Here is a 12,996-nt window from a genome sequence, read left to right as displayed (position 1 = left end):
CTAGTACGGTTTATTTTATTTTATTTAGCGAACAATCTGCAACATGATAAAAACTACATTTCCCTCAACTTTTGGTACGTTTTGTAAAATTATGTCTTATAATAGGAATTGTTGATAAGCTATAAAGAAATAGATTGAGAGGTATACATATGAAAAAATTTTTAAAAATTTTCTCTATTACTATTCTTGTTATTATAATCGTGTCTTTAGTAGCTTTGCTATTATTTGGACGTAACAACCATGGTAATTTATCTGGAAGCGTTTCTAAAAAAATTGATCAATATTTGACAAATGAAAAATTTCAGGGAACCGTCCTAATTGCAAAGGAAGGTGAAGTTTTATTTACAAAAGGTTACGGATCGGCAGCCACTGATTTACCTAATAGCCCAAGCACGCTCTATCAGATTGCTTCATTATCTAAAACATTCACTGCAGTAGCAGTCATGCAATTAGTAGAAAAGGATCTTCTAAACTTAGATAATCCAATTTCGCAATACTTCCCAGACTTTCCGAATGGAGAGACTATTACAATAAGTCATCTATTAAGTCATAGCTCAGGAATTCCGGATTATCTAAAGAAGGATTTCAAATTTGACTACAGCAAAGAATGGAATCCACATGATATTGTAAATACCATTAGAGATTCTGAATTAGAGTTTACCCCAGGTAAAAGCTTTAGTTACAGTAATACTGGCTATGTAATGTTAGGGCTAATTATTGAAAAAGTCAGCGGTCAGTCATATGCAAATTATATAGAAGAAAATATTTTTAAACCGAGCAACATGTTTAATTCTATGTTTACGGTTCCCGTCGGTATACCGAAAGCGGAAGGACATGTAGATGGGAAAATCGGACCCTTAATACATAATTCTGCAGCGTACGCAGCTGGGGATATCATTTCTACTGCTGAAGATTTAGAACTGTTTGACAGAGCCTTGCGTAATAATGTATTGATAAACAAAGAAACATCAGAACTGATGAGTACGACCCATGCTAAAAAGTTTCCGAATCAATATGGCTATGGATGGTATACTCAAGATGTCATGGGGAAAAAAGCAGTTGGACATCCAGGAGGATATCCGAGCGGTTTCCGTCATTATGTTACACGGCTAAATGACGAGGAATTAACTGTGATCGTTCTTAGCAATGAGATGACAGTGAATTCAAAAAGAATCAACCGTAATCTTACATCCATCGTTCTTCAGCAACCAATTTGGATATGGGAAGAGAAACTTTAATTCCTTTTCTCAAATTTGATAAAAGATAATTTATTTTCATGTTCCTTAATCCATTCTTTAAATGGATTCTTTTCACTAGACATACTTTACACTCCCATCCGCAGTTACAAATATTGTAATCTTAATGTAAGTGTAAATCTATACCTTGTTGAAAGGTAAGGTGTAAAAGGAGTTAAACGGTCTAGTACAAGATGTACCAGACCTAGCTACACTACCTTCATTACAACTTTTAAACAGACATGGATTATTGACTAGGGATGATTTTAACAGAATCAGAAGAGAATCAGAAAGCTTTCGATTAGATTGAATTATATTGCATAAAAGCCACAACTCATTACGAGTGTGGCTTTATTACCTTAGTTCTTCGTAATATTTCTATTACGCTTAACTGCTTATCTAACTGTTTCTACATTTACTTCGTAATATTCAGCAGCCATTTGTAGAGTAACCTCTAAATTCTCACCAATCATTGAAACAGCTTTTACCTTCTCTAAAACTTCATCACGATAAACGTTTTCATTTCTCATGAATTCACTTTGTACAAAAACAATTCCATTTTCCATAATTAATCTTCTTCTTAGTTATGTATTTTCTATAATTGATTCCTTTTATTTAGCTCTTCTCTTACTTTTTCTAGTACTTTACCTAAAAGGTTTAATCCTTTCCACTTTGAAGGATTTGTAGCATTAGGATTATTACAATCCATTCCGATGCCCCAAATTTTATCGTAAGGACTAGCTTCAACCATAGTTTTATCTTTTGTATTAAGAATAATCGATTTGAGTTTTGGGCTAGAGAATTTATCTAACAACACTTCGTAATAAATCTTCTCCCGATTTTCCGACCAAATATTCTCATCAAACGGAATTTGACGACTTCTTCCTAACTTTTTACATTCGTCTGGAGTTTGTGCACGGATAATTTGTTGAGCAATCTTCTCTGCACCAAACAATTTAGCTTTACGATACATTACTGCTTGTTCGCTCCATTTGAATAACTGATTTTGGTGCTTGAATGGTGAATAATAAAAATTTGAAAATACATCTTGTTTACCCCAAAAGAATACGAATTCATTAGTTTCTTTCATAATAACACCTCCCATCTACCCACAATTGTAAGTTAATAGGAAGTGTTTGTCATTATAATAAAATTTAGTAAGTAATATTAAACTACATTTGGTTCAAACAACTGCCAATCAACATCCTCACGTTTACTTGGTAACCCACTTTTATCTGACATTGACCATAACTCTATTTCTTTCATGTAATCATGAATAGCATCTAATTGTTTCCCATATAGTTTCTTTGTAATAATTAATTTTATATATTCCACCATTTTATCCATATCTCTATCCTTCCACCTCAAATAATAGTTGCTTACGTTTCTCATCTAACTTAATCACTTCATACTCTTTTATAATCTTTTAAGTTTCTAACTTATCAAGAAGTTCATGCGTACAACTCATCATAAATCTGTTAGCTTGAGTTGAGTTGTCTTGTCTAAATGACTGAGTGATTCTAACCAATCCATAAATCCTTCTTTATTAATATCATCTACCGTCTCAATTTTTAAAAACTCTACAACTTTTTGCATCGTCTGGTTATAAGTCAACAAAGTCTTATGTCTTAGTCCTTGTAATTGCATTTGTCGGTTTACTATTTCAAGTGCTTGATCTATTGGGATTGAATCGGGCTTACGTTTGGTGGTATTACCTCCCGATTGCTTAGGTTGTAAGCTAGGCTTAAAAACAACATCATCCATTCTCAATTCTTTTACTTTTCTAGACATTTAGCATCTTCCTTTCAATAAAATATTAAAAGGTAATAAATTAGGGATAAATCAATTTCATTTACTTACTGTTCTTTCCCCTAGAAACGTTTAAAACCTTACTTTGTTGTCGATACGTATTTCCGAATCGCATTATCCCCCCTCCCCTATTCCACTCAAACACCTGACAACCCATAAACGTTAAACGTTGATTTAATAATGTTTATAGACTCTGGTACATATTTCATGATATACTAGTGCCATTGTGAAAAAAGGAGGAACTTGCATGATTCAAGTAAGTAATGTAGGTCTTCGCTATGGCGATCGTAAACTATTTGAAGACGTAAATATAAAATTCACACCGGGGAATTGCTACGGTTTAATCGGGGCAAATGGTGCTGGTAAATCAACATTTTTAAAAATTCTTTCTGGTGAAATTGAAGCACAGGAAGGTCACGTATCAATGGGTAAGGACGAACGTTTATCAGTCCTTAAACAAAACCACTTTGAATACGATGAATTCAATGTATTAGATACAGTTGTTATGGGGAACAAACGTCTTTGGGAAGTAAAAGCTGAAAAAGACGCTATCTACGCAAAAGAAGACTTTTCTGATGAGGATGGCATGCGCGCTGCTGAATTAGAGGGTGAATTCGCTGACCTAAATGGTTGGGAAGCGGACTCAGAAGCAGCAACATTATTAAACGGGTTAGGGATTGGCGACGAGCTTCACTATATGCTAATGGCTGACCTTGAAGGTTCTGACAAAGTCAAAGTATTATTAGCACAAGCTCTATTTGGTAAACCAGACGTTCTATTACTAGATGAGCCTACCAACCACCTTGACTTAAAAGCAATCCAATGGTTAGAAGAATTCTTAATTAACTTTGAAAATACGGTTATTGTCGTATCCCATGACCGTCACTTCTTAAACAAAGTATGTACACATATTGCTGACCTTGACTTCTCTAAAATCCAATTATATGTTGGTAACTATGACTTCTGGTATGAGTCTAGCCAATTAGCACAAAAAATGATGGCAGACCAAAACAAGAAGAAAGAAGAAAAGATTAAAGAACTACAAGCATTCGTTGCTCGTTTCTCTGCGAACGCTTCAAAATCAAGCCAAGCGACTTCTCGTAAAAAAATGCTGGATAAAATCGAGCTTGACGACATTAAACCTTCTAGCCGTAAATATCCATTCATCAACTTCCAAACTGGACGTGAAATCGGTAATGATGTGTTAACAGTGGATGGCCTTACAGCAAGCAATGAAGGCGAAACACTATTTAAAGATATTCGCTTTTCAATGAACAAAGAAGATAAAATCATTTTACTTGGTAATCCAATGGCAAAAACGGCTCTTCTTGATATCCTAATGGACGAAAGAAAAGCAGATGCTGGTACGTTCAAATGGGGCGTAACAACTTCTCAAAGCTACTTTGAAAATGATCACGATAAATACTTCGAAGGTTCAGAGAAATCATTAGTGGAATGGTTACGCCAATATTCTCCTGATGATGAAACTGAAAGCTTCTTACGCGGATTCCTAGGTCGTATGCTATTCTCTGGTGAAGAAGTGAAAAAATCTCCTTCAGTTTTATCAGGGGGCGAAAAAGTTCGTTGTATGCTGTCAAAAATGATGCTTGCAACAGCAAACGTTATTTTACTGGATGAGCCTACGAACCACCTTGACCTTGAGTCAATCCAAGCACTAAACGAAGGACTTATGCGCTTCAAAGGTGCGATGCTTTTCACATCTCATGACCATCAGTTCATCCAAACAATTGCAAACCGTGTGATCGAAATCCGTGAAGACGGCACAATTTTAGATAAACTATTAACTTATGATGAATTCCTAGAGTGGAAAGATAGCCAAGGCTTAAACTAATGAACAAAACAGGGTTCTCCTATTCAAAAAGGAGAACCCTGTTATTTTATTAATGAGTCTAGCTATTAGGCGCACTTGTAATGTTAACTATTACTTTGACGTAGTTGTCATTGCTACTTCCACTTGAGCATCTGACATGCGTTCATGTTCTTGTACCTTCTCGGCAGTTTCTTCATATTGTGAGATCATCCGTGTATCTGGTGAAAATACTGCAAGTAGCAGTGATAACAATAGCCCCGCCATCATTAATCCACCAAATAAATACGGTGATGCCCCGTATTCTGTTGCTAAAGATGTCCATAGCATTGGTCCAAATCCGACGATTGCCGCAGCGATTTGATAGCCAAAGGATAGCCCCGTATAGCGAACATTCGCTGGGAATAATTCAGAGAAAAACGTACCTTGAGTCGCGAAAATGGCTGCCCATACGACACCAAGTAAAATGACTTGCAACATAAAGAAATAAGTTGAATTGATTGGAATCAATACGAAATATGGAATCGCTAACAGTAACATTGTGATAAGGCCACCAATATAAATTTTCTTTCGACCTATAAAATCTGAAAAATATCCAACAATGGGCATTGTTACAATCATTGTTGCACAGCTTAATGTTAGTGCAAACAATGCGACATCCCTTGTGTAGCCAATATACGTAGTTGCATACACTAAAATAAATGACATTAAAAACACATTAAAGAATCCATCCCCTATTTTTAATCCTATAATGCGGAAAATATCTTTTTTGTTATATTTGAAGACTTGGACAATTGGTAATTTAGCTAATTCACCATTGTCTTTTTTACGTTTAAATTCAGGTGTTTCTTCGATTCCGCTTCGAATCCATATAGCCAGTACTATTAAAACTGCGCTAAATAGAAATGGTAAACGCCAACCCCATGCCATAAATTGAGCTTCTGTCGTTAATGAAGAAATAAGTGTAAAACTAAATGTTCCTAAAACTAAACCGATTGGTACACCAAGCTGTGGAATAGAACCAAAAAAGCCACGTACCCCTTTTGTAGCCGATTCAGTAGCTAGTAACACGGCACCTCCCCATTCACCACCAAGTGCAATCCCTTGAATAAGTCGCAAAATTACTAAAAGCGTTGGTGCGAGTAATCCAACTTGTGCATATGTAGGTAATAAACCTATCAAAAAAGAACTACCGCCCATTCCTATTAAAGTAAGCATAAGCGAGGCTTTCCTTCCGACACGATCACCCATATGTCCAAAAATTAAACTTCCAATTGGACGAGCTGCATATCCAGCTCCAAACGTAGCAAATGCAATTAAAATCGAGATTGCCGGATTAGTCGAAGGGAAAAAAAGCGTTGTAAAAACTAATCCCGTTGCAGTACCATACAAATAAAAATCGTACCATTCAATGACTGATCCTGCTAAACTTGCTAATAATATCTTCACATTTTTCATAGAATCCCTTCTCTCTACATTCAATTTTTTATGTCATTCACTTCAACTAAAAATGCGTTACGTAAAACGTGCTTTTGAATTTTTCCAACAGGAGTACGTGGAAAATCAGTCACAAATTCAATACTATCTGGCACTTTAAATTTCGCGAGGCGTTCCCGACAATGTGCAATCAATACCTCTTCACTTAGAGTAGCGCCAGCTTGTAAAATAACATACGCTTTAATAGCTTCATCACGCATGTCATCGGGTACACCAATGACGGCTGCTTCAAATACTAATGGATGCTCTGTTAATACACTCTCCACTTCATTCGCTGCCACATTTTCACCTGAGCGTTTAATCATATCCTTTATTCGATCAACGAAATAAAAATAACCATCTTCATCAATACGAGCGTTATCCCCTGTTAGTAACCAATTATCTTTAATAGTGTCGTTTGTCGCTTGCTTGTTTTTAAAGTAGCCTTTCATTAAGGTTCTTCCTGGTATCCCTTTAACGGCAATTTGACCAATCTCCCCTTGATTTACAGGAATTCCATGTTCATTTACAAGCTGAATCTCATAACCAATGCTTGGTCTACCAATGCTCATATTTTTCCGTATTCCAAATAGAGGATTTATCAGTGGAATCCCCACTGTTTCGGTCAAACCGTACAGTTGCAATAATTTCACATCAAATTGCTCCTCAAACTGGACTAATTGGTGTTCAGCAACTGTCTGTGCAAAAAGGACAAGTCGTAAAGGATTATCCTTCGCCTCTTTTTCGTAATCTTTTGCTAAAATCATACGAATAGGAGCAGCAAATAAAGAACCAACTGTTCCTCCTAATGCCTTTGCTTGTTTAAAATAACGTGAAGCACTAAATTTCTCAGTAACTGCAATGCTTGCCCCTACCACGATGGCTGACATCGTTGAATAGTATTGGGCATTCCCATGGAAAAGCGGTAAGACAATAAATGTTCGATCTTCAGGTGTTAAAGCTATTGAACGAGCCATTAACTCACCCGTGTAAATATAATTGGCATGTGTCACTTGAACGCCTTTAGGTCTTGATGTTGTTCCAGATGTATAAAGCAATGCCACAATATCTTCTGACGAAACTGTTGGGAAATGTACATTGTTATCACTTGCATTTTTAATGAGCTCTGAGAAATATAAGATACCTTCAGAGCTATTTTGTTGTCTCGTAATAATAATATTTTGTATAGTCGGTGTTTTAGACTTAATACTGACAAACTTTTCGACATAGTCCTCTTCAGTAATAATGAGGACAGCTTCAGAATGAGAAATAATATATTCCATTTCATCTGCTGGTGATAAAATGTTAGTTGGCACCATAATGCCCCCAATTTCTGCTAAAGCAAACCATGCTGTGAAAAATTCCATATTGTTTGGTAAATGTAACACAACATGATCCCCTTTTTTGATACCAAGCTTAAGAAGTGCATTACTTAAGCGAATAACCTCCTGATAAAAATCCCCATAATTTTTTTCAAAATAGTTTCCCTTACTATCCTCAAATCGAATAAAACTTTTTTCAGGTTGTTGCTCTATTCTCTCCCTTAAAACAGAGCGCAATGTTCTATTCCCAATTAAATCCATGTTATCCCCCCTCTTTAACTGTTTCATAGACTATAGTCTGTATATTAATCGGCAAAACAATTATTTGTCAATATTTTTTCAAACAATTCTGAAAATAATATAATTACATGAACGAGTATTATGCTAAAGTTAAATAGAATATCTCGTGGGAAATAGGTGATGCAGAAAATGAAAAAGACACGAAAACAGCAGGCTCAAGAAACGAAAAAACATATCTATTTAACAGCACTTAAATTGTTCGAAACGAAAGGCTTTGATCAAGTAACGGTTGATGAAATTGTGCAAAAAAGCAAAAGCTCGAAAGGTGCTTTTTATGGTCATTTCTCTTCTAAATACGATATTTTCTTAGAAAAATTTAAAGAAATTGATCACTTTTACGAGGAATTTACAGCAACACTGCCTGCCAATCTTTGCTTCAAGGAAAAGGTCATCTCATTAATTGATGCACAAATGAAATATTTAAAAGATGATTTAGGAATGGATTTAATGCGTTCTGTTTACAAAAGTGGCTTAATTGAAAACGAAGAAAATTTCTTTTCCAATTCTGAACGAGAATTGTATAAAATTTTAAACTCATTTATACAAAAGGCTATTAAAGATGGAGAATTATCTGCACAAATAAATATTCAACAAACCGTAATTTACATTAGTCGTTGTATGCGAGGTTCATTATATGACTGGTTAGTCTTTGGAAAAGATTTTGATTTATTACAAGAAAGCAAAGGCTTTATTGCAATATTTTTAGATGGTTTGTTAACTAAGGTGAAATCCAATTAAAAATAAGTAGCCTATAAAAAGCTACCTATTCTATTTCAAAGCAAAAATAGGCATTTCCTATTTAGATTGGCCTATTTTCTCTTTATATTTAATTGTTCTTCATTCTTACAACATATCTTTTTATAGAAAATTTTTCTGTCGCGAAAGTGCACCAGAGCGGAACGACAGCGACAATAATTTTTAAGGAGCTAGCTACAGTTTTAAGATATATCGAGAACTTTTGATTGTTTATTGACCAACTTTTTTAATTTATCACCCAACTTTCGAAAAATATCGATATCTACCTTCATGCGACACTATTTGCATCGCTTAAGACATAAGCATATTTTCAAGGCAAAATAAAAAAAAGCGCGAGAAAATTGATTTCTCGCGCTTAAGGTTTTGAACAGTTTTGTCCCAGCCTATTTACGTTTACTTTTGCATTTCCTTTGTTGGCCCCAATACGCCTGGTACTGGTAAACCGGCTTGACGTAGGAGCACCGTCATTTGTCCACGGTGATGTGTTTGATGATCGACCATTACACGTAATAATGCACCTCTAGCTATTGGTCCAGTGAATCCTTTTACTTCCTCCAGCAAGTCTTCATTTGATAGCTTTGCCGCTTCCTCTTTCACACTATTTGCTACATTTTCATAAGCAGCTACAATTTCAGCAGCTGTAGATGGAACTGGATCTTCTTGTCGAGTCATTGGCACTTTTAAACCTGCTAAATAACTGAAATAACCAGCAGCTCCAACTAAATGCCAACCTAACCAACCTAGTGAGCTATGACCTTCCACGATGCTTTGCTCTAGCTTGTCATCTGTTATAGCTTTTAATACTTGAAGAGTACCTTGTGCTGATGCTGACCACTCATTTAAAAAGTCATCTACATGACGATACATTTAAACGCCCCCATTTCATAAATTCATATCTATCATATTAAATTCTAAACTCTCTTACAAGTTTCTAGCATAAAGTTTACATAATATTATTATTTTCAGCTCTGTTATAACTATTCATTTCAGTTACTTTTTACATCTCTTTCGTCAAAACAAGTATACGACTCTTTAAATTGTAAAATCATGTATAATAGCTTTTAACTTAAATTGAAAGAGGTATTTTATGTTTTCCCCATTAAAAAGAGGCGATACCATTGGCATTTACTCGCCTTCCAAACCAGCTACAACTATTGCAAAGACTCGCTATGAACGAGGCAAGGAACGTCTGCAAGCACTCGGCTTTACTATACAAGAAGGCTCGTTAACTGGAAGAGAAGATTTTTATCGCTCCGGTACACCGAAAGAACGTGCAGCAGAGCTAAATGCCCTACTTCGTGATCCCCACATCAAAATGATCTTACCAACTATGGGTGGTACTAACGCCAATAGTCTGCTGCCCTATCTAGACTACGAAGCATTTAAGCAGAATCCAAAAATACTTATAGGATTGTCTGATGTGACCGCTATACTCCTTGCAATGTATGCAAAGACTGGAGTTCCTGTCTTTTATGGACCTTCTGTTGTTTCTACATTTGGTGAATTTCCACCTTTTGTCCATTATACGGAGCAATATTTTAAAGATTTGTTTTTACATTCATTATCAATTCCCTATACCATGCCAATCCCACCTATTTGGACAGATGACCGGCTAAACTGGTTAGAAAAAACAACTGAAAAAACTCAACATCATAATTCATGGATTACCGTACAACCTGGCATTGCTGAAGGTCGTTTAATAGGTGGAAATATAAATACGATGTACGGCTTCATTGGAACACCTTACTTCCCTCACGTTAATGAAGGAGATATCTTACTTCTTGAAGATACTTCTAAAACAATTGCGGTTGTTGAGAAAAACTTTGCTATGTTAAAACTACACGGCATTTTCGACAAAGCTTCTGCAATTATTTTAGGTAAACATGAACAATATGATGATTTAGGAACCGGAAGAAAGCCTTATGATGTGTTGCTAGAGCAGCTAGATGGACGTACTATACCTATTATCGCTGATGTTGATTGCTGTCACACTCATCCCCTGCATGCTATGCCCATCGGTTTACGTGTAAGTGTCAATGCAACTAGCAAAGAGATTACCTTTCTAGAAACCTGGTTTTCATAACATTCGTATAACCTATATACTTCGCGTATAATGAAGACAAATAGTTGAAGTAGTCTAAGTATGAACCATAATTAAACTACGACATCAATCACTACTGGAGTAACTGTCTATTATGATGTTATTCAGCTAACACACTCAGAGGATAATGGCGTCAACGCAATATTTTGTTAAAATATTGACCTTATCGTATAAATCATACAACGATGACAACTGATTAGGACCTTTCGTCATTTCCTCGACCCTAAAAAATTGAATAAGAATTACTTTACAGGTGTCCTACTTGGGCGCTTTTCATTTTGGGTAAGGAGGGTTTTTATGAATGATATACATAGATCAACAACAGATGAAGAATTGACAGAAGAAGAATTGATTGAGCTTGTCCTCGCTGAACAACAAAAGGCATTGGCACAAGAACAAGAGGAACAACTGCAAGGTAAAAAGCCTAAAAAACGAAAACCAATTGTCAAATGGATTGTCTGGAGTATGGCATTTGTGTTGTTTTTGAATACATTTGCACTTATCTTTCAAATATACTCCATTCCAGCTCTTGAATTTTTGAAGGTGTCTGCTCGGCTATCAGCGCAAGAAGATATAAAAACCTATAAAAAAGCTGTTGTAGAGATATCTACAGGTTCTAGTAAAGGCACTGGTTTTTCAATTTCTTCAGATGGACTTATCGTAACCAATGCACACGTAGTAGAAGATGCTCAATCATTATTCGTCATTTTCCCTGAGGAAGGTTTAATGGGTGCCAAGTTACTGCAAAGCTTCCCGGACGTAGATTTAGCATTATTACAAGTAACGGGTGATGAGTTACCTTCCCTCTCACTCGCTGAAAATCCTACCTATAGCAAAAATGAGCATGTCTATTTCATTGGTAATCCACTAGCGTTTACGGGCATCGCAAATGAAGGTACTTTACTGGAATCAACACACCTTGAGGATTGGCAGGAGCCTGTTATGATGATGAAAGCCCCTGTTTATCGGGGAAATAGTGGCAGTCCTGTCATTAATGCTGCTGGTGAAGTTATCGGAATCGTCTTTGCAACGGCGAAAAATGATCCATATGGTCGTGTCGGTTTGTTTATACCTGTTGAAGTGCTTCAACGCATATTAAGTAAATAATTCCCCTAAAAGATGCTTGTCCTCATGAATGAGACGAGCTCTTACTTTTGTTTACATAATAAAATTATTTTTTTATTTGTACAGAATTGAGAAACTTGATTTTTGATCTGCATGAATGGTAGGATCTACACTCTTTCATATACCAAGTCACTAATAATCATATGTTGTAACTCTCAAATGTTCGAAGCATAAAAAAAAGGCATCCTATATCAATAGGATGCCTTAATTTAACGAAAGTAATTTTAATTACTGAGAATTAAAGTTTAGTTACGTTAGCAGCTTGTGGTCCGCGGTTGCCATCTACAACTTCGAATTCCACTTTTTGACCTTCGTCAAGAGTTTTGAAACCTTCGCCACCGATAGCTGAGAAGTGTACGAATACGTCGTTTTCGCCTTCTACTTCGATGAATCCAAAACCTTTTTCTGAGTTAAACCATTTTACTGTACCTTGTTTCATTTAAGAAAACCTCCAAAAAATAAAAGTGAACAATATGTAATTTCTTCAGCGAATGAAAAAAATTCACATATTACAAAGAGTACCGAACTAACGCGATCACTTTTTGTAATATGTGAATTCATGTTACCGGTGAAGCAATTAAATTGTTAACCTAAGTATAACCGCCATTCATAATTTTGTCAAATAAAGAAAAAATATTTTTTTTTAAAATGTCAAAATTTTATTTCTATGACTCAGATCTCAAAGCGATAATACCGTGATAAATTTGTACATCATCATCACAGGCTTCGCAAAAAACACTTTCATCCTCTGACCAGAATGCCCAAAACCCCTCTTCTTTCGTTGCCTCATTGTCATATGTTAAACGGAAGTGCTTTAGTTTTCTTTGTAAGGCTTCCTCAAATTGCTCCTCCGATTCAAATGTTTCATTTGTTTGAATAAAAGCCTCCCAGCCTTCAAACTTCCACCAAGGCTCATAATCAGCTTTCATGTAAATGATTGTATACATATTTGCCACATTCCCTGCTGTAATAAGATATTTTCATTTTAGCAAACACATTTGAAATGTCTATTAAAACACTCTGTCTTATGGTACTATTACCTTA

At 35.7% G+C, this 12,996-nt stretch carries 14 protein-coding genes; 5 read left to right on the top strand and 9 right to left on the bottom strand.

All coding sequences use genetic code 11. From position 1 onward, the window contains the following. The first annotated feature begins 149 nt into the window (after positions 1 to 149). Positions 150 to 1,238, top strand: coding sequence for a serine hydrolase domain-containing protein (locus ACMZ42_RS02750; RefSeq protein WP_415730467.1), 1,089 nt, complete (start codon positions 150 to 152; stop codon positions 1,236 to 1,238). A 392-nt stretch (positions 1,239 to 1,630) separates the two neighbouring features. Here the strand turns inward: ACMZ42_RS02750 and ACMZ42_RS02745 are convergent, their stop codons facing one another. From ACMZ42_RS02745 to ACMZ42_RS02730, 4 genes are all read right to left on the bottom strand, one after another. Then, positions 1,631 to 1,801, bottom strand: a complete 171-nt coding sequence (locus ACMZ42_RS02745; RefSeq protein WP_370081463.1) for a hypothetical protein — start codon at positions 1,799 to 1,801, stop codon at positions 1,631 to 1,633. A 29-nt stretch (positions 1,802 to 1,830) separates the two neighbouring features. Next, positions 1,831 to 2,325 (bottom strand): NADAR family protein, encoded by a 495-nt coding sequence (locus tag ACMZ42_RS02740; protein ID WP_370081465.1) that lies wholly within the window; start codon positions 2,323 to 2,325, stop codon positions 1,831 to 1,833. A 77-nt stretch (positions 2,326 to 2,402) separates the two neighbouring features. After that, positions 2,403 to 2,627, bottom strand: coding sequence for a hypothetical protein (locus tag ACMZ42_RS02735; protein ID WP_415730466.1), 225 nt, complete (start codon positions 2,625 to 2,627; stop codon positions 2,403 to 2,405). A 75-nt stretch (positions 2,628 to 2,702) separates the two neighbouring features. Next, complete coding sequence (locus ACMZ42_RS02730) at positions 2,703 to 3,026, bottom strand: hypothetical protein (protein ID WP_415730465.1); 324 nt, start codon at positions 3,024 to 3,026, stop codon at positions 2,703 to 2,705. Between the two features lie 265 nt (positions 3,027 to 3,291). Between ACMZ42_RS02730 and ACMZ42_RS02725 the strand changes: the two genes are divergently transcribed. Continuing rightward, positions 3,292 to 4,896, top strand: a complete 1,605-nt coding sequence (locus tag ACMZ42_RS02725; RefSeq protein ID WP_370081471.1) for an ABC-F family ATP-binding cassette domain-containing protein — start codon at positions 3,292 to 3,294, stop codon at positions 4,894 to 4,896. 90 nt (positions 4,897 to 4,986) lie between these two features. Here ACMZ42_RS02725 and ACMZ42_RS02720 read toward each other — a convergent pair whose 3' ends face one another. After that, entirely contained in the window at positions 4,987 to 6,330 is a 1,344-nt protein-coding gene (locus tag ACMZ42_RS02720; RefSeq protein WP_402871511.1) for an MFS transporter, read from the bottom strand. A gap of 20 nt (positions 6,331 to 6,350) precedes the next feature. Next, a complete protein-coding gene (locus ACMZ42_RS02715; RefSeq protein ID WP_415730464.1) occupies positions 6,351 to 7,931 on the bottom strand; it encodes an AMP-binding protein in 1,581 nt (526 codons plus the stop codon). Between the two features lie 168 nt (positions 7,932 to 8,099). Between ACMZ42_RS02715 and ACMZ42_RS02710 the strand changes: the two genes are divergently transcribed. After that, the gene (locus ACMZ42_RS02710; RefSeq protein WP_370081477.1) at positions 8,100 to 8,708 is read left to right on the top strand and encodes a TetR/AcrR family transcriptional regulator; all 609 of its coding nucleotides are present in this window, start codon (positions 8,100 to 8,102) and stop codon (positions 8,706 to 8,708) included. A 411-nt stretch (positions 8,709 to 9,119) separates the two neighbouring features. Here the strand turns inward: ACMZ42_RS02710 and ACMZ42_RS02705 are convergent, their stop codons facing one another. Further along, positions 9,120 to 9,593 (bottom strand): DinB family protein, encoded by a 474-nt coding sequence (locus ACMZ42_RS02705; RefSeq protein ID WP_402871505.1) that lies wholly within the window; start codon positions 9,591 to 9,593, stop codon positions 9,120 to 9,122. A 220-nt stretch (positions 9,594 to 9,813) separates the two neighbouring features. Here ACMZ42_RS02705 and ACMZ42_RS02700 point away from each other — a divergent pair, with 220 nt between their 5' ends. Together ACMZ42_RS02700 and ACMZ42_RS02695 are read left to right on the top strand one after the other, a co-directional pair. Continuing rightward, positions 9,814 to 10,809: a S66 family peptidase gene (locus tag ACMZ42_RS02700; RefSeq protein ID WP_415730463.1), complete on the top strand. Its 996-nt coding sequence runs from the start codon at positions 9,814 to 9,816 to the stop codon at positions 10,807 to 10,809. A gap of 315 nt (positions 10,810 to 11,124) precedes the next feature. Beyond that, positions 11,125 to 11,934, top strand: a complete 810-nt coding sequence (locus ACMZ42_RS02695) for a S1C family serine protease (RefSeq protein WP_415730462.1) — start codon at positions 11,125 to 11,127, stop codon at positions 11,932 to 11,934. A 256-nt stretch (positions 11,935 to 12,190) separates the two neighbouring features. Here the strand turns inward: ACMZ42_RS02695 and ACMZ42_RS02690 are convergent, their stop codons facing one another. Beyond that, on the bottom strand, positions 12,191 to 12,391 hold the full coding sequence (locus ACMZ42_RS02690; protein WP_049665398.1) for a cold-shock protein: 201 nt from the start codon (positions 12,389 to 12,391) through the stop codon (positions 12,191 to 12,193). A 226-nt stretch (positions 12,392 to 12,617) separates the two neighbouring features. Further along, positions 12,618 to 12,899: a DUF1033 family protein gene (locus ACMZ42_RS02685; protein ID WP_402871496.1), complete on the bottom strand. Its 282-nt coding sequence runs from the start codon at positions 12,897 to 12,899 to the stop codon at positions 12,618 to 12,620. Positions 12,900 to 12,996 lie beyond the last annotated feature (97 nt).

Source organism: Lysinibacillus sp. NPDC056185 (assembly GCF_047737915.1).
Taxonomy (GTDB): Bacteria; Bacillota; Bacilli; order Bacillales_A; family Planococcaceae; genus Lysinibacillus.
This window is presented reverse-complemented; position numbering and strand designations above follow the sequence as displayed.